15 protein-coding genes and 6 pseudogenes are annotated in these 16,146 nt (G+C 59.0%); 9 read left to right on the forward strand and 12 right to left on the reverse strand.

The window, feature by feature from the left end; translation table 11 throughout:
• The first annotated feature begins 100 nt into the window (after positions 1 to 100).
• Entirely contained in the window at positions 101 to 871 is a 771-nt protein-coding gene (locus IEY38_RS16700) for an IclR family transcriptional regulator (protein ID WP_188979643.1), read from the forward strand.
• Between the two features lie 104 nt (positions 872 to 975).
• Here IEY38_RS16700 and IEY38_RS16705 read toward each other — a convergent pair whose 3' ends face one another.
• The 3 genes and pseudogenes from IEY38_RS16705 to IEY38_RS16715 form a co-directional block, all read right to left on the reverse strand.
• Positions 976 to 1,788 (reverse strand): enoyl-CoA hydratase/isomerase family protein, encoded by an 813-nt coding sequence (locus IEY38_RS16705; protein ID WP_188979644.1) that lies wholly within the window; start codon positions 1,786 to 1,788, stop codon positions 976 to 978.
• Positions 1,785 to 2,669 carry a 3-hydroxyacyl-CoA dehydrogenase family protein gene (locus IEY38_RS16710; protein ID WP_188979785.1) on the reverse strand — a complete coding sequence of 295 codons (885 nt, stop codon included), beginning with the start codon at positions 2,667 to 2,669 and terminating at the stop codon, positions 1,785 to 1,787. Before IEY38_RS16710 ends, IEY38_RS16705 begins: the two co-directional genes overlap by 4 nt.
• 79 nt (positions 2,670 to 2,748) lie before the next feature.
• Positions 2,749 to 3,295, reverse strand: a pseudogene (locus tag IEY38_RS16715) (hypothetical protein); the annotation flags it as partial.
• 508 nt (positions 3,296 to 3,803) lie between these two features.
• Between IEY38_RS16715 and IEY38_RS16720 the strand changes: the two are divergent.
• Together IEY38_RS16720 and IEY38_RS16725 are read left to right on the forward strand one after the other, a co-directional pair.
• Positions 3,804 to 4,009: pseudogene (locus IEY38_RS16720) on the forward strand (IS6 family transposase); the annotation flags it as partial.
• Positions 4,010 to 4,071: 62 nt separating this feature from the next.
• Positions 4,072 to 5,214, forward strand: a complete 1,143-nt coding sequence (locus IEY38_RS16725) for a thiolase family protein (protein ID WP_188979645.1) — start codon at positions 4,072 to 4,074, stop codon at positions 5,212 to 5,214.
• Positions 5,215 to 5,223: 9 nt separating this feature from the next.
• Here the strand turns inward: IEY38_RS16725 and IEY38_RS16730 are convergent, their stop codons facing one another.
• Together IEY38_RS16730 and IEY38_RS16735 are read right to left on the reverse strand one after the other, a co-directional pair.
• The gene (locus IEY38_RS16730) at positions 5,224 to 6,660 is read right to left on the reverse strand and encodes a zinc ribbon domain-containing protein (RefSeq protein WP_188979647.1); all 1,437 of its coding nucleotides are present in this window, start codon (positions 6,658 to 6,660) and stop codon (positions 5,224 to 5,226) included.
• Positions 6,657 to 7,829: a thiolase domain-containing protein gene (locus tag IEY38_RS16735; protein ID WP_188979649.1), complete on the reverse strand. Its 1,173-nt coding sequence runs from the start codon at positions 7,827 to 7,829 to the stop codon at positions 6,657 to 6,659. Before IEY38_RS16735 ends, IEY38_RS16730 begins: the two co-directional genes overlap by 4 nt.
• A gap of 131 nt (positions 7,830 to 7,960) precedes the next feature.
• On the opposite strand from IEY38_RS16735, the gene paaK reads away from it, so the two are divergent.
• Positions 7,961 to 9,250 (forward strand): phenylacetate--CoA ligase PaaK, encoded by a 1,290-nt coding sequence (paaK, locus tag IEY38_RS16740; RefSeq protein ID WP_188979651.1) that lies wholly within the window; start codon positions 7,961 to 7,963, stop codon positions 9,248 to 9,250.
• A 3-nt stretch (positions 9,251 to 9,253) separates the two neighbouring features.
• On the opposite strand, the gene paaI is transcribed toward paaK, so the two are convergent.
• Positions 9,254 to 9,649 carry a hydroxyphenylacetyl-CoA thioesterase PaaI gene (paaI, locus tag IEY38_RS16745; RefSeq protein ID WP_188979653.1) on the reverse strand — a complete coding sequence of 132 codons (396 nt, stop codon included), beginning with the start codon at positions 9,647 to 9,649 and terminating at the stop codon, positions 9,254 to 9,256.
• 110 nt (positions 9,650 to 9,759) lie between these two features.
• Between paaI and IEY38_RS16750 the strand changes: the two are divergent.
• The 5 genes and pseudogenes from IEY38_RS16750 to IEY38_RS16770 all read left to right on the forward strand — a co-directional run.
• Positions 9,760 to 9,951: pseudogene (locus IEY38_RS16750) on the forward strand (IS6 family transposase); the annotation flags it as partial.
• Positions 9,952 to 10,176: 225 nt separating this feature from the next.
• The gene (locus IEY38_RS16755) at positions 10,177 to 10,662 is read left to right on the forward strand and encodes an NUDIX hydrolase (protein WP_188979787.1); all 486 of its coding nucleotides are present in this window, start codon (positions 10,177 to 10,179) and stop codon (positions 10,660 to 10,662) included.
• 100 nt (positions 10,663 to 10,762) lie between these two features.
• A pseudogene (locus IEY38_RS16760) lies at positions 10,763 to 10,941 on the forward strand (IS6 family transposase); the annotation flags it as partial.
• 55 nt (positions 10,942 to 10,996) lie between these two features.
• On the forward strand, positions 10,997 to 11,455 hold the full coding sequence (locus IEY38_RS16765; RefSeq protein WP_188979655.1) for a MaoC family dehydratase: 459 nt from the start codon (positions 10,997 to 10,999) through the stop codon (positions 11,453 to 11,455).
• 147 nt (positions 11,456 to 11,602) lie between these two features.
• Positions 11,603 to 13,054: an aldehyde dehydrogenase family protein gene (locus tag IEY38_RS16770; protein ID WP_188979657.1), complete on the forward strand. Its 1,452-nt coding sequence runs from the start codon at positions 11,603 to 11,605 to the stop codon at positions 13,052 to 13,054.
• 107 nt (positions 13,055 to 13,161) lie between these two features.
• On the opposite strand, the gene paaE is transcribed toward IEY38_RS16770, so the two are convergent.
• The 6 genes and pseudogenes from paaE to paaA form a co-directional block, all read right to left on the reverse strand.
• Positions 13,162 to 13,329 carry a 1,2-phenylacetyl-CoA epoxidase subunit PaaE gene (gene paaE / locus IEY38_RS16775; protein WP_004594293.1) on the reverse strand — a complete coding sequence of 56 codons (168 nt, stop codon included), beginning with the start codon at positions 13,327 to 13,329 and terminating at the stop codon, positions 13,162 to 13,164.
• Complete coding sequence (gene paaD / locus IEY38_RS16780; protein WP_188979659.1) at positions 13,326 to 13,760, reverse strand: 1,2-phenylacetyl-CoA epoxidase subunit PaaD; 435 nt, start codon at positions 13,758 to 13,760, stop codon at positions 13,326 to 13,328. Before paaD ends, paaE begins: the two co-directional genes overlap by 4 nt.
• Positions 13,753 to 14,586 carry a 1,2-phenylacetyl-CoA epoxidase subunit PaaC gene (gene paaC / locus IEY38_RS16785; protein ID WP_188979661.1) on the reverse strand — a complete coding sequence of 278 codons (834 nt, stop codon included), beginning with the start codon at positions 14,584 to 14,586 and terminating at the stop codon, positions 13,753 to 13,755. The genes paaD and paaC overlap by 8 nt, the downstream gene beginning before the upstream one ends.
• Positions 14,586 to 14,885: pseudogene (locus IEY38_RS21835) on the reverse strand (PacF protein); the annotation flags it as partial. The gene paaC and the pseudogene IEY38_RS21835, both read right to left, overlap by 1 nt.
• A gap of 48 nt (positions 14,886 to 14,933) precedes the next feature.
• Positions 14,934 to 15,113: pseudogene (locus IEY38_RS21840) on the reverse strand (PacF protein); the annotation flags it as partial.
• Between the two features lie 5 nt (positions 15,114 to 15,118).
• Positions 15,119 to 16,060, reverse strand: coding sequence for a 1,2-phenylacetyl-CoA epoxidase subunit PaaA (gene paaA, locus IEY38_RS16795; RefSeq protein WP_188979663.1), 942 nt, complete (start codon positions 16,058 to 16,060; stop codon positions 15,119 to 15,121).
• Positions 16,061 to 16,146: the final 86 nt, after the last annotated feature.

Consider the following 16,146-nt stretch of genomic DNA (forward strand, 5'->3'; position numbering starts at 1 on the left):
TCGTCACGGGTTGGCTTTTACCTACCGATCTGACAGGGCCGCTCCTGATTCAAGCTACTCGAACAAAACACTTGTAAGCCGATTAGTCATGTGTGTACGTATGGCAATCCCGCCCGCTGTCAACAGGCCGGTCAGAACGATCGAGAGAGCAATCGAGATCATGGAGTATCTCAAGGAGAACGACACGGCCACAGTGTCGGAGATGACAGACCACCTCGACTGTGCGAAGAGTACGACGCACAGGTACATGAAGACGCTCGCGGCCAACAGTCTCCTCGTCGAGGACGGCAACGAGTATCAGCTCGGGATCCGCTTTCTGGACTACGGCGAAGTGGCACGGAACAAATACCGGCTCTACGACGAGGCGAAGCCGAGAGTCGACGAACTCGCGGAGGAGACCGAGGAGAAGATCTGGTGTGCGGTTGAAGAACACGGCCGGAGCGTCCACATCTATGGCGCACAGGGTAAACACTCGGTACAGACGTACGCCAGGGTCGGCCATCGGAATTATCTCCACCAGCACGCCGCGGGGAAGGCCATACTCGCACACCTTCCGGATAGCCAGATCACAGAGACCATCGACAGGCATGGCCTGCCCGGCCGGACGCCACAGACGATCACCGACAGGGACGAACTCTGGGAGGAAATCGAGACGATTCGTGACCGCGGGTACGCGTTCAACTTTCAGGAGTCTGTGGAAGGGCTGCATGCAGTCGGGGCCCCAATTACGGACGAAAACGACGTTGCCATCGGGGCGATCAGTGTCTCCGGCCCGGCAAGCCGGCTTGAAGGACCGTTTCTCCGGGACGAACTGCCAACGCTGCTACTGGGCGTCGTCAACGAGATCGGGATCAATATGGCCCATCCCTGAGGCCACCAGCGCAGTACTAGCAGGGCAGCAGGCAGTCTTCTATTTGTACTTCGCTGAGTGTGGCTGGGATCGAACGGGGTCCCCCGTTCCGGGGACGAGCACACTCACTCGCTGGCCCACTCCGGCTCTCTGTCTTCGAGGAACGCGTCGATCCCTTCGTCCTTGTCACCAGTTGCGAACAGTTGTGCGAACAGTTCGGCTTCGTACTCGATGCCGGCTTCGAGGTCCATTCGGGAACTGGCGCGGACGGCTTTCTTTGCGAGTTCGAGCGCCGCGGGGCTTTTCTCTGCAATCGACGCCGCGATATCGTAAACTCGGTCATCGAAAGAATCGTCGTCGTGAACTTCATCAACGAGGCCGATGTCGGCGGCCTCAGTCGCGTCGATGAGTTCGCCGGTGAGGATCATCCGCATCGCGTGACCCTCGCCAACCAGACGCGGCAGTCGCTGTGTGCCGCCACCGCCGGGCATGATTCCGAGGTTGATTTCCGGCTGGCCGAACTTCGCATCCGTATGCGCGATCCGGATATCAGCCGCTTGAATTAGCTCACAGCCGCCGCCGAGGGCGTGCCCATTGATACGGGCGATGACCGGTATCGGGCACTCGTCGACGTACTCGTAGACGCGAGGTCGCTTGCTCGCCTCCCGTTGCTCTAGCATATCCCGGTCGCGGAGTTCCGTCACGTCCGCACCCGCAACGAATGCGCCCGTGTCTGCCGCGCCAGTCAACACGATGGCGCGAACGTCGCTGTCAGGGATTGCGTCGAAGACCTGCTTGAACTCCGACCGCAACTGGGTGTTGAGTGCGTTTCGGGCCTCCGGACGGTGTAATTCGACGGTGGCGACGTTTTCCACGCGGTCGCCGACGCTCACCGAAACCGTTTCACAGTCCGCCGCGGCGTCAGCGAGGTCAGTCATGCGTCCCCCCAATCGCCGCTGGTGCCGACGATGTCGCCGTCCTCCCAGACGTAGAACCCCTCGCCGGATTTCTTGCCGAGTTTGCCCGCACGAACCTTCCGTTTCAGTATCTGTGGCGGACGGAACCGTTCACCGAGCTCGTCACGCAGGTATTCGAGGATGTCGAGTCGGACGTCGAGACCGACGACGTCACCGAGTTCGATAGGTCCCATCGGGTGATTGTAGCCGAGTTCCATCGCGGTGTCGATGTCCTGCGGTGTTGCAACGCCCTCCTGCACCATCCGCATCGCTTCGACGCCCAGCGAGACGCCAAGGCGGGAGGAGGCAAAGCCCGGTGCATCGGCCACCTCGACCGGAGTCTTGTCGATCCCGTTCACGAACTCCCGGGCACGCGCAACCGTCTCGGCACTCGTCTGTTCCGCGACGACGATCTCGACGAGCGCCATAATGTGCACCGGGTTGAAGAAGTGGAGGCCGATAGCTCGTTCAGGAGAGTCGAGGACGCTCGCTATCTCAGTCAGTGACAGCGAGGAGGTGTTTGAAGCAATAAGCGTCGCCGGGTCGACGTGGGATTCGACCTCGGTGAGCGTCTCGTGTTTGATCTCCATGTCTTCGGGGACTGCTTCCACAACGAGGTCTGCCCCGGTCACGGCCTCTTCCAGCGATGTCGTCCCCGTGAGGCGGTCTAACGTTGCCTCGGCCGTCGATTCGGTCACTTTCTCCCGAGCAATCCCCTCTTCCAGATTCGACTCGATGGCGGCCAGGCCGTCGTCGACCATATCCGCCTCGATATCGCGGAGAGAGACGTCGTGACCGGCCATTGCCGACACCTGAGCGATACCGTGACCCATGGTACCGGCGCCTAGGATAGCTACGTGCATCATTTCTCAGCACAGTAGCGAAGAATAAAAAACGTTGCTTGCGTCTCACCAGTAGGGTTTAGTTAGTAGCATTGTGCCATCAGGCGAAGCTCTGCAATCGGTTTTTGGAGGGTTCCGGGTCTACGTGACTAAAACAGTGTGAATACGACGACGTTTGACGCTTTAGATCCTGAAAAGCCTGTTCGACAGCGTTTCGATTGCCGTGGCGACACATCTGAAATCGAAGTCCAATTCGTCGAGGGGTAGTTTGGAGTATTGAACGCCATCGGCAAGAAAGACAGCAGTTTCGACATCGTGTTTGTGCCGAAGTTCGCGCGGGAAAGTTTCTGTGAGGGTGGTCGAAGTCGTCGCAAATTGCCGGACATGAAGCGGTTCGTTCGACTGGGGATAGGCGGCGTTCACAAGAGCACAGCTCTTGTGCAGCCCATCAGAATGGCAGAGCCATTCTGAGGACGGCGTACAGCCATAATTGCTGATCGGTATGCGAACCACTGTTTCGTCAAGCGCAATCTGAGTCGATGACTTACCCGAGTCTGGCTGTAGATCGGCCTTCTGAACCCAGTCGTGGACGGCTTTCGAGTGCGCTGGACACCCAGTATATGAAGTAATTCGACGATATTCGACAACTGTTCCAGAATCACGACGTCAACAGGAAGAGAAATCAACAAGGCTCAATGGTATCTCCGGATAATCTGTTAAGTTCTGTTTTGGTTACGAGATAGCGGGCATAGTGCTCAGCGTCATAAACTGATTTGCCCTTTTCCCATGAATACGGCCGTCTAGCTTTGATAACGACACCTCGATTTGTTTGATTTATTACTGTTGCATCTGGACCAGCAGTAAACGATCCAATGTCCCAACTGTCAAGGCAACTGTTATTTTTGAGACGAGTGGACACATAGCTCGTTTCAGCCTCTAGCGCACGCTCCTTTGCTTCAGTTATGTTTATTTGTACATCAGAGGTTGGAGATACTTGGCTATCAGTTGATATCGGTGTTGCTGTTGTTTACTCATTATTTGACAACATGCATCCCGACAATGGCAGACTAAGGACAATAGCGATAAGCAAAATTCTCCTACATCGCATATATGTTTGTTTTTTGTTAATATTAAATATTTTCGGGCTTTCAAACAGTCGTGTATGGCTCTCAATATCTCCAAACTGCGCTTCAACGAGCAGGACTCCGATTTCAGATGTGTCGCCACAGAAATCGGAACGCTGTCAAGCGGATCTTTTGAGAGCTCAAGCGACGAACCGCGTCGTTTTCGAACTGTTTCAGCCACGTCGAACCGAAAACTGGCTCCAGAGTTTCGCTCGCTGGCACAACGCTCCAAACTAACTATCGTCTCACCCCAGTGTGGCCTGCATTTAATATAGCGGCCACGGTAGGAGCCGGTGAGGATGACTGCTTCCGACTCGCAAGCCGTTGTTGTCGACGCCGTACGAACGCCACAGGTACCAAAGGACGGTGTACTGGCTGGGACACATCCCGAAGACCTCGTCTCCGCTGTGCTTGCTGCACTCGTTGACCGGACCGGTGTCCCGGCCGTCGAGTGGGACGACTTTCGGCTCGGGTGTGCAAACCAGGAGGGGGAGCAGGGCCGAAACCTCGCCAGGCAATCGATACTTGCCGGCGGATTTCCCGAGACGGTGCCCGGGGCGACAACGACCCGCCTGTGTGGCTCGTCACTGACGACGCTCGTCGACGCCGCTCGCGCCATCGAGGCGGGCGACGGGGCGGTGTATCCAGTCGCTGGCGTCGAACACATGAGCACCGTCCCCTTCTCCGACTGGCTGCATCCCGCTATCGAGCGGCGGTACGACCCCGACAGGCTGCCGATGGGGCAAACAGCAGAAACAATCGCACGAAACCACGATATCAGCCGTAACGCGCAGGACGAGTTCGCGTTGCGTTCACACGAGCGGGCGGTCGCTGCCATGGACGGCGGCCGGTTCGACGCGGAAATCGTGCCAGTACACACCGACGAGGAAGCGATAGAGGCCGACAAAACGCCACGGGCAGACACGTCAGTCGAGCAGTTGAACGAACTCCCAACGGTGTTTCGCGATGACGAGGCGGCGACGGTCACGCCGGGGAACGCCTCGCCGCTGACCGACGGGGCTGCTGGGATGCTTGTCACTTCTGCGGCGTACGCGGAACAACACGGTCTCGATGTCCTCGGCCGGATCGAGACGCGTGCCGTCGCCGGTGTCGATCCACTGGTAATGGGGCGGGGGCCGATCCCGGCAACGCGTGCGGCACTGGACGACGCCGGCCTGACAATCGACGATGTCGATCTCGTGGAACTCAACGAGGCGTTTGCAGCCCAGAGTCTCCACTGCAAGCGCGAACTGGGGATTCCGGACGAACGGCTCAACGTCAATGGTGGGGCTATCGCGTTAGGACATCCCCTTGGCTGTTCGGGGGCACGAATCACGACAACGTTACTGCACGAGATGCGGCGGCGGAATGCGGCCCACGGACTGGCGACGATGTGTGTCGGTTTCGGTCAGGGTGTCGCAGTTGTGTTCGAGCGTGACTGACAGGGGTGGCTACCGGCGCTGACTGGCGACCTGTGCTTTGAAGCCGTATCTGATGACGCCCTCCTGCGTGTAGATGCGCCGCGTTGTCAGCACGACAGGTGTGCCGATCGTGACTTCGGCTGTTGTGTCAAGCACCTGTGCAGGGACGCTTACTGTCTGCTCGCCCGATGGACTATCGAGCGCGACGATAGCACTATCGAACTGGCCGCTTTTCGACTGCTGGGCGACGAACTCCGGTGGCGCACCGCCCTGTTCGATAGTCGTCACTGCCTCGACCGTCCCTGTCCCAGGTAGTTCGACAACCTCGAAATCACTGGTGCGCTCGTGACAGTCCGTACAGGCCCCGGTCGGTGGGAAATTCAACGCCCCACACGCGGAACACCGGCCGGCAACGAGTCGGTGACGTTGCGGGATCGTCCGCTGCCAGGACGGGACGCTAACGTAGGCTCCGCCGCCCTCGGGTTCGTCGCGTGTAATCTCGCCTCGCCGCCTGAGGTACTCGGCGTAGGACAGGGAGACAGCACTGTCAAGCGCAGTGTTGACCGGAACGGGACCAGTGGCGACGAACAGCGTCGCACTCGCACCGCTTCCGTACGCGGCGATCAGCGCGCGTTCGGCGTCGTCTGTAAACGCTGTCGCCGCCCCGAGAAATGCGCTTGCCGCGCCGGTGTCTCCGAGCGTACTGACTGTGTCCGCGGCGGCGATAGTCTCGGCGTCGACCCCGAGTGATCCTGTCGCCCGATACGGGAGTTTTCCGTCCGGAGACTGGACCGCTGCCGCATCGACTGTCTCCATCGACACGTCCAGTCTGTCTGCCGCACTGCCGAGTGCGGTCGTGAACGCGTCGCGGTCGTACTGCGTAACACCCAGCCCGGTCGTCCGGTCGTCCCCGCCGGTTCTGAAACGCGTTCCGGGGTACGCCTCCGTGTGTGATGCCCGGTCGATGACGGTTCCAGGACCGTCATCGTCGACAACGAGCGCGACACTCCCAGCACCGGCGGCGTGTTCGACCTCGCTGTCAGGGTCGCCCCGCGGACAGTCGCCGATGATGACGAGGCCGATGTCCTCCCCGAACGGCCCGCCGTCCATGGTTGCGTCCAGTGCTTGCGCACCGGCGTGCGTGGAGCCGGTCATCGTCTGCGTTTTGGCATCATCCGGGACGTTGAGAATACTGCAGAGTCTCGCTGCAAGATCCTCTTCGGCCATCGGCGGTGTCGTCGTCGCGAAGGCCAGATGCGCGACATCCGTTCCGGACGCATCGGCCGCAGTGAGCGCACGTCGGGCCGCTTCGACACCCATCGTGACGGCGTCCTCGTCGGCGTCGGGGACCGCCTTCTCGTCGATCCCTGCTGCATCGAACCGACCCCACGCGGCTTCGAACTCCGCGGCATCGATCCGCAAGCGAGGCGCGTACGAGCCGATTGCCGCGAGCCCCGACGCAGTCATCGTGCAGCCTCCCGTTCAAGGATATGGACAACAGCGCTGCCGCCGCTCCCACCCACGTTGTGCGTGAGTCCGTACTTCGGGGCCGGTAGCTGCCGGTCGGCAGCGCTGCCGGTGAGCTGTTTGAACGCCTCGACGATCTGTCCGGCACCGGTTGCGCCGATGGGGTGGCCCTTCGATTTCAGCCCGCCGGAGAGATTGACCGGCATCGCTCCGTCATCGTCGGTCGTTCCCTGTTCAAGTAACTGTGGGGCCTCGCCGCGGTCACAGAACCCGAGGTCCTCGTATGCAAGCAGTTCGGCGATCGTGAAGCAGTCGTGTACCTCAGCGAAGTCGAGGTCGTCAGGGCCGACTCCGGCACGGTCATAGGCTGTGTCTGCGGCCATTTCCGAGGCAGAAATCGAAGTGTAGCTGTCTCGCTGGAAGAGGCCGACGCGATCGCTGGCTGCGCCGACTCCAGCGACCCGGACCGGATCATCAGTGTACTGCTCGACGACATCCTCACTGGCGACGAGCGCGACCGCTGCGCCGTCAGAGGTCGGACAACAATGATAGAGGTTCAGCGGGTCTGCGACAACCGGAGCGTCGACGGCGTCTTCGAGGGAACACTCGAAGCCCAAGTGAGCCTTCGGGTTCTTTGCGCCGTTCCGATGGTTCTTGACCGCGACCATCGAGAGATGCTCCTCACTGGCCTCGTACTCCCGTAGATACGCACTTGCCATCTGTGCGTAAACGCCGGAGAACGTCGTCCCGGTCAGCCGTTCCCACTCTGTTTCACCGGAGACGCCGAGCCAGTACTTCGTCACATCGCTGCTCATGTCTGTCATGACTTCGACGCCACCAGCCAGCGCCACGTCGGCCATCCCGCTTTTGACCGCCTGCACTGCCTGTCGGACGGCGTAGCCCGACGCGGCACAGGCATTTTCGACGCGCACGCTGGGGACGCCGTGCAGCCCAGCGTGTTCGGTTGCTGCCGGTCCCGAGAGACCGAGTTGTCGACCACCCACGCCGAGTGAGCCGACGACCGCTTCGTCTATCGCAGCCGTATCGATGCCGTGGTCGACACTGTCGATGGCTTCGCTGACTGCGTGGTCGAACAGTGATCTGTAGCTCTCTTCGGGCATCGAGCCAAACGGCGTTTGCCCTGCGCCGATAAGATACGCATCCCGCATACATGGAACTCTGAGGGTACTGAAAAATAGCTTTGCATCACGTACCGACAGTCACACAGCAAGCACGACCGATGGTCGGAGTGGTCAATCCCAAACCATTTTATCACTAACATTCAACTCTATCATTGAAGATGGTGTACAAGCCACTGGAGGCGTCTGACCGGACAGAGTTACGTGCGTTGCAAACTGACCGATTACAAGAAATTGTCACACACGCCTACGAGAACGTCCCGTTTTACCGGGAGAAGCTCGACGAGGCAGGCGTCTCGCCCGGAGACATCCAGAGCATCGACGACATCACGAAACTGCCGATGACGACGAAAGAGGATTTCCGCGACGAGTACCCCGACGGCCTGTTCGCCGTAGACGATGAGGACGTCGCCCGGATCCACGCGTCGTCCGGGACGACCGGGAAGCCGAAAATCGTCTCCTACACGGATGACGACCTCGACAACTGGAGTGAAGTCGTTGCACGTTCGCTGGCTGCGAGCGGGACCGAACCGGGCGACACCGTCCAGAACGCCTACGGATACGGGCTGTTCACGGGCGGATTGGGACTCCACGACGGAGCCGAGGAGCTGGGAGCCACAGTTATCCCTATTGGGAGCGGCCAGACCCAGCGACAGGTCGAGTTGATGACCGATCTGGAGAGCGATGTGTTCACCTGCACTCCGTCGTATGCGCTGTACCTCGCCGAAACGGCCGAGGAAATGGGCCACGACCCTAGCGACCTGCCAATCTCGACGATTATCTTCGGAGCGGAACCGTGTACCGATCCGATGCGGGCAGAAATCGAAGAGCGGCTGGGCGTCGACGGCATCGATGTTTACGGGCTCTCGGAGATCATCGGTCCCGGCGTCTCATGTGAATGCCACGAAGCGCAGGACGGGCTTCACGTCTGGGAAGACCACTTCTACCCGGAAGTCATCGACCCACAGACGAAGGAGCCAGTCGAGGAAGGCGAGGAGGGCGAACTCGTTCTCACAACACTCACCAAAGAAGCGTTGCCGGTCTTCCGATACCGGACTGGGGATCTGACGACGCTGAACTACGACGAGTGTGCGTGTGGACGGACGATGGTACGGATGGACAACGTCACCGGTCGGACAGACGACCTCCTCATTGTCCGTGGCGTGAATCTCTATCCCAGCGAAATCGAACACGCTGTGTTGGATATCGACGGCGTTGCTCCGCATTACCGGATCGACCTCTACAAAGAGGACAACCTCGATATCTTGGAACTCACCATCGAACGGACTGCGGAGCAAGGGCCGGGCGACAAAGCACTCGAAGACGAAATCATCGAACGGCTGGAGAACGTGCTCGCGTTCACCCCAGACGAACTCGAACTCGTTGCGCCCGGCAGCATCGAACGAACGCAGGTCGGCAAAGTAAAACGCGTCTACGACCACCGTGACTGACTGTCAGGGCCGGTAGACTCGTCCGCGAAACGTCGCGATGCGCTCGCCATCCTGCGCAGTCACCGTTACCTCGTACTCCGCGGTGCTATCCGCGAGATGCGTCTCCTCGGCGGTTGCAGACAGCGTTTCACCGGTTTCGACGGCGTCTAAATACGAGATGTTTGTCTCCAGTGCGACTGCCGCCTCCCCGTGAGAGTTCGACGCCGCGGCGAACGCTGCATCTGCGAGTGAGTAGATTGCACCGCCATGCGGCGTCCCATGAAAGTTCAGCAAATCCTCGGTAATCGTCAGTTCAGTCTGGGCGTACCCCGAGTCGAGTTCGACGACGTCGATGCCGAGGGTTTCGCAGTACGCGTCCGATTCGATGCGCTCTCTGACTTCGTCGGCGACGCCGGACATACGGCCTGTAGTTCTATCAGGAATAATAAATATATACCGGTCACTGCTGCTGTCAGCGAGGTCATGTTTAATTAATCGTCAAAAGTGAGACGGAGAATTCTTGCTGGGCTATGGCAGAAATCGCTCGTCTCAGCGATACTGGTGTGTGGATTGATTTGGATTTCGTGGAGCGTGAGCGGATGCCCGAACCAGCGGTGGCGCTAGATATTCAAACGCATGTTGCGGAGCTATCGCTGTCGAATACCGTCGGTTTACTCGGTACGTTGTGCCTCCAACGGTCGCGGAAAGCGATTGAACACTACCCGACATACAGACACAAGTTGCACACAATATCGTTGCTGAACTCGTGGTCAAAGAGTCAATGGGTAACCTGCAAAATCCCGATAGAAAAATCCACAGTTGACTCAGGTAAATCCCAATGTTGTAAGCTGACAATATGCACGGTCTCGTCGTATTTTGTCGAGACCCTCCGATTTCTGACAGTGATAGCGAGAGTTTTTTATGTGTCAGAAGATAGTTATATGTCGATGAAAGAGTATTCATACGTTGTAAACATTGATGGAATCGTTGTAAATGATAATGATTATTTGTTGATAGAAAGAGAGGCAGACGAAGAGCATGCAAGCGGTGCGTTAGCGTTTCCTGGAGGGAAACTTGAAGCAGAGCCAGGGAATCAGAATGCCATCGAAAATACGGTTTCGCGCGAGATTCATGAAGAGGTCGGGGTTACTATCGGCGATATCCAGTATCTGCACAGCAATACGTTCGAAACGGAGGATAACACGAGCTGCATGAATATTGTGATGCTTTGTGAGTATGCAGGAGGCGATGCCCATCCTCGTGCGAAAGACGAAGTCGCAGATGTTCACTGGATGTCGTACGACGAGATCAAGTCCCACGACGACGTTCCTTCTTTTACGGAACGGTTCGCGGACGTAGCGGAAAAGAACCGAACTCAACAAGATGGGTCTGGTGAATCGCAGAACAGCGACGGATTCCACCGTCGGAACTAGTGAGGTGAAGCGGGAGAGCGCTCACCCCAGCGGTGGTGTAAAGTGGATTAATTCGGATTTTGTGGAGCGCGAGCGGACACCCGAACACCAATGACGCCGTCAGCGAGGCGGCCTTCGATATCAGAGATATCACCACGGACATCGGAACGCCGTTGAGCGAGTTTTTCGAGAACTCAGACAACGAACTTTGTCGTTCTCAAATTGTTTCGGTCAGGTCACCCAGAAACAGCCGAAAATTGGTTGCAGAGTTTCGCTCGTTGGCACAATGCTCCAAACTAAACACTACCGTCAGCGGAGCGTAAAAATATAAATGGCTGCTATTAGATGAAAAAATATGGCATACAGCTACGAGCCACACCACTTCGAGGACTTCGAAGAGGGACAGGAGTTTATCAGCGTCGGCCGGACGGTTACTGAGTCGGATTTTGTTATGCACTCTGCCCTGTCGGGAGACTGGACAGAGCTGCATACGAACAAGGAATACGCGGAAGAACAGGAGTTCGGTGAGCGGATCGCACATGGGCCAATGACGTTCGTGCAGGCGACCGGCTTCGTCTACCGGACCGGGATCGTCGAGCGGACGGCATTCGCGTTCCTCGGGATGAACTACATGGACCTCCCGAACCCGGTCCACATCGGCGACACGCTCCAGTTGGAAATCGTCGTTGACAACACCAAGGAGGTCGGACGCGACGACGCCGGATTGGTCGTCCTCGACACCGAAATGGAAAACCAGGACGGGACTATCGTCTTCGAGGGCGACATGAAGTTCCTGATCAAGAAGCGCGAGTGAGTCCACTGATGCGTCCGAAAGCGATGCATCGGTAGCGGATAGTACCGCAATTTTGCGACTTGAAACCCATAGATAGCGCTCTCGTCGCCCAGACATTAATAATCAATAATAACAACTAAGACGCCGCGCACTCCCTCTGTTATTGCAATGGAGTACACCGGCCCGACAGACCTGTATATCGGTGGAGAATGGCGAGAAGCGACCAACGGCGACAGCATTGAGACGGAGGACCCGGCAACTGAACAGCCCTACGCATCGGTACAGAAGGCTGAGGCGTCCGATATCGATGCTGCAGTACAGGCGGCACAGGCGGCCGTCGCAGAGGGTTCCGAGTGGGCGACGATGGACCCCGGAACGCGCCGGGCGAAGCTCCATGCGATGGCCGACGCCATCGAGGAGATGAAAGACGAACTGTCCATGGTTGAATCCCATGACAACGGGAAAACGCCGTTCGAAGCCGGGCTGGAAATCGACATGGTCACCGATACGTTCCGCCACTACGCCGGCTGGACGGACAAGATCCGCGGTGACGAGATTCCTGTCGAGAACGGCCGGCTCAACTACACTACTCGTGAGCCGGTCGGTGTGACCGCACACATCGCGCCGTGGAACTATCCCTTCCAGCTCGCCGGCCGCGGCCTGGCACCGGCGCTGGCGGCGGGGAACAGCGTTATTCTCAAGCCGTCCGCTATGACGCCGCTGTCGGCACTGTACTACGCGAAAGCCGCCGAAGAAGCGGGCCTTCCGGACGGCGTCGTCAACGTCGTTCCCGGGAAAGGCTCCGAGGCCGGCGACGCACTCACCGGACACGAGGGCGTCGATCACGTCACCTTCACCGGGAGTACAGGTGTCGGAAAGACGGTTCAGCGCAGTGCTGCCGATGCGGTCGCCGACGTAACGCTTGAACTCGGAGGGAAGGGACCGGCAGTCGTGTTCCCCGACGCTGACCTCGATGCCGCCGCCCGCGGCATCCAGTACGGGATTTTCATGAACGCCGGGCAGATGTGCTGGGCGAACTCGCGTATTGTCGTCCACGAAGATGTCTACGACGAGATGGTCTCCCGGATGGCCGAAATCGCCGAAAACATCCCGCTTGGCGGCGGTATCGACGACGATGGCCAGATGGGACCAGTCGTCAGTGCGGGCCAGCAACAGGAGATTCTCGATTACATCGAGACCGGCAAGCAGGAAGGAGCGACTGTTGTGGCCGGCGGTGGCGTTCCCGCGGACAGAGACACCGGTCACTTCGTCGAGCCGACCGTCTTTGCCGACGTGGACAACGAGATGACGATTGCACAGGAGGAGATCTTCGGTCCCGTGCTTACCGCAATCGAAGTTAGCGACGAAGAGGAGGCCATCGAGGTCGCGAACGACTCGCCGTTCGGCCTCACTGCCTGTGTCTGGACGAACGATCTGACTCGCGCCCACACCGTCACAGACAGCTTGGACTACGGGATGGTGATGGTCAACGAGACGCCCAACACCTGGCCACAGACTCCCTTTGGTGGGACGAAACAGAGCGGCCACGGCCGCGCACAAGGCGAGCAGGCCATCGAGAGCTACACAGAAGTGAAAAACGTCCATATAAACCTCGGCTGAAGCTCCCGCTGACGCGTCGTGGTCACGCCGCCAGTCAAGTGCCATCAATGGCACCACCGCTCTGTGTCACACTATGAAACTACGATCAAAAAGCGAGTAATAACTGCTTACTCGAACTTCTTGAACTGCTGCAGACACTCGTTGCAGTAATGGATCGACTGACATCGGGACGGGCCGCGTGGGTGTTTCCGCTCTGTGTCGGTCGAACCGCAGTACGGGCACTCCGCGCCCGTCTGTTCGCCGCTGGTCGTGACACTGGGGTCCGGTTCGCTCATCCGTCGAAACTCATTCCGAAGTCCCGCAGTGCTTCTTTGCCCTGTTCGGTGACCAGATCGATCGACCAGTCCGGGGCCCAGACCAAGCGGACCGACGCGGTCTCGATTCCGTCGACACTCTCGGCAGCCTCCTCGACCTCATCGAGGATGATCTCGCGCGCCGGACAGCCGCTGTAGGTGAGTGTCATGTCAACCGTGACGTCACCGTCGGACACGTCAAGCCCGTATATGAGGCCCAGATCGACGATGCTGACCGGCATCTCCGGGTCCTCGACCTGATACAGGGCCGCCCACACGTCGCGCTCGATGCCCTCGGCGTCTTCGCCCGTGGCCGGCACATCGTCCGCCGCGTGGTCTTTTGTCTCGTAGTCAGTGTACGAACACGCAGTGGCATCAGAGTCCGCACGTGGCCGGTCGTAGTCACTACTCATCGTCGTCCGCCATTATCAGCGTCGCTTTGTCACGTCCCAGATTCCGGTAGCTGGCCGTCATTTCTTCGTGCAGGTCATGCCAGTGGTCAGTGTGTTCGTTGTCCCGGCCCGTCGGCGTAGCGGGGGCGGCATCGGTTGGCACGTCGAATCCCAGTTCGGTCAGGAACGATTCGACGCGAGTCTCCCACTCGGTGCGCATCTCGTCGAGGGTCATCGTTCGGATGCCCAGCCGGTCGATGTCGGCCTCCACGTCGCCGACGGGTTCGAACAGCGTGAGGGCGTACGGATAGAGTTCGTCGATAGCCGCCTGGACGCGTTCGCTGGCCTCCTCGTCGAGAGCCATCCGGTCGAGCCAGCTCTCGGCGTGTTCGAGATGATAGCCCTCTTCGCCCTGGATGCGACTCGTTCTGTTCCGGATGATCTCGTACGATGAGTCTTCGAGGGCTGAGAGGCGAATGTCTTCAGCAACGTCGTAGAGGTACGCTCTGACGATAGCATCGGCCCAGTCACCTTCCGCAAACGGTAGCTCGACGAGCGTACTGTGCTGGAAGTCGCTGGGGTCGCTCTCGTAAATGAGCGATTCCTCGGAATAGCCGAGTTGTTGGACTGCATCGTACCACAGTCGTGCGTGGCCCAGCTCGTCCTGTGCGTTGTTCGAAATCGAGAGGTCCGATTCCAGTGTCGGCGCTCGGACCTGCCAGAACGTGTAGCGTTCGGCCTGAATCAGCTCATCGTCGGCGAGACGAAGCAGTTGTGCCTCGACTGCGCGCTGTTCTTCCTCCGAAAGGTCGGTTGGACCGCCGAGGTCGGACTCGGTTGTTGCCATTATATCTCACCTCGCTGTTTCTCCGCTTCTATCTGTTCGGACTCGGAGGCTTCGACCTCCTCAGCAGCCGGGTTGACGTTGTACGTCTGTGCGAACCGGTAGGACTTGTTGGTCGTGCCACCGAAGCTCACGTCGTCCTCGGTGACTTCGCCGATGTACTGGTGCTGGACGACCCAGAGACTGTTTGGGTCGTCGTCAGTGAACGCTGCAATCGCCGCCTGTTCTGCGCCGGCGGTGCTGGCAGCGTCGACATCACCGCAGTGCGTGTGATACCCACCGGGCTTGTCCTGCCGGAAGACAGCCCACGGTTTCTCGGCGCCATCTCCGCTCTCGTCACGGCGCTCTGCGTCGGGATCGACCTGCGTGATTTTCTCCTGCGGGGCAACCCAGAGTGCATGGGTTGGCTTCCGTCGTCCGTGCTGGATGACCGAGAACTGCTTCGCCATCTCTCGATCGGGTGCGTGGACGTCCCGGCAGTGAACGAAATCCGCGTCCGGACTCTGTTGTCGGAATACTTCCCAGATCATCGTTCTCAGTCCGCTGCCTGTGTCTGCGGGCCGCTGTTCGTCGTTGTCTGGTCGTCCATCATGTCCCGGACCCACTGAACCGCTTCCTGGGCCTGCCGCCGACCGGAGATCTGCTCGATACTGCCGTCGTATTCGTTCTGCGAGACAGTGAAGAACTCGTCCCAGTCGAGGTCGTCCTCGACGACCTCGTAGGTCCCGTCACCGTTGTCCCGGATGCGTGGCTCGTCGGGCATCTCCAGCCCGTACTTTTTCGCCTTCGGGATGTACGTGTTGAGGAACGCGTTCCGAAGCTCGTCGTTCGTACACGTCTTCAGCCCGACTTCCGCGGCGAAGTCGTGATGGGTGCTCTGGTCGTCGGTCGGGCCGAAGAACTGCAGGATTCGGGGCCACCACTCCTCGAAGGCCTCCTGGGTCATGCGCTGTTCCTTCCGGGAGCCGTTCATCAGTTCGCGGAGGATCGACTCACCGTGTTTGACGTGCATCCCCTCTTCGAAGCAGATCTTGTCCATCGCGTGGGCGTATGGCTCCCAGCTGGACTTTTTAAGCGTCGCCTGGCGGCGCATCGCCGCCCCGTCGACGAAGAAGGCGATCATCGGCGTCTCGACGTAGCTCTCCATCGGGTAATGGAAGCAGTTCAGGAACTTCCCGTCCCCGTTTGCCAGATCGTCGAGCATCTCGTCGCGGGTCTTGATCCCGAGCGACTCCGCCGCGCGGTAGAGCATCTGCCCGTGACCGATTTCGTCCTGAACCTTCGCGCTGAAGGCCATCTTTCGCTCGATGCTCGGCGCTTTTCTGATGAAGGGCCGTTCGAGGTACGCCCCCATGATCTCGCTGTTGGCGTGGAACTCGAGCATCCGCGTGGCTGCCTTCCGATACTCCTCGGGAAGGTCGTCTTTCGGGCTGAATTCCCGGGGTCCAGCACGGTCTTTGACTTCGTCGACGTTCATATCTATCCCAAAAATCGTGAGGAATGTTCTTACTAATTTGCCCCTATATAGACGGGTTTTATATGCACGTCGGCATATACACGAGG

The sequence above is a fragment of the Haloarcula sebkhae genome, from assembly GCF_014647415.1.
Lineage (GTDB): Archaea > Halobacteriota > Halobacteria > Halobacteriales > Haloarculaceae > Haloarcula > Haloarcula sebkhae.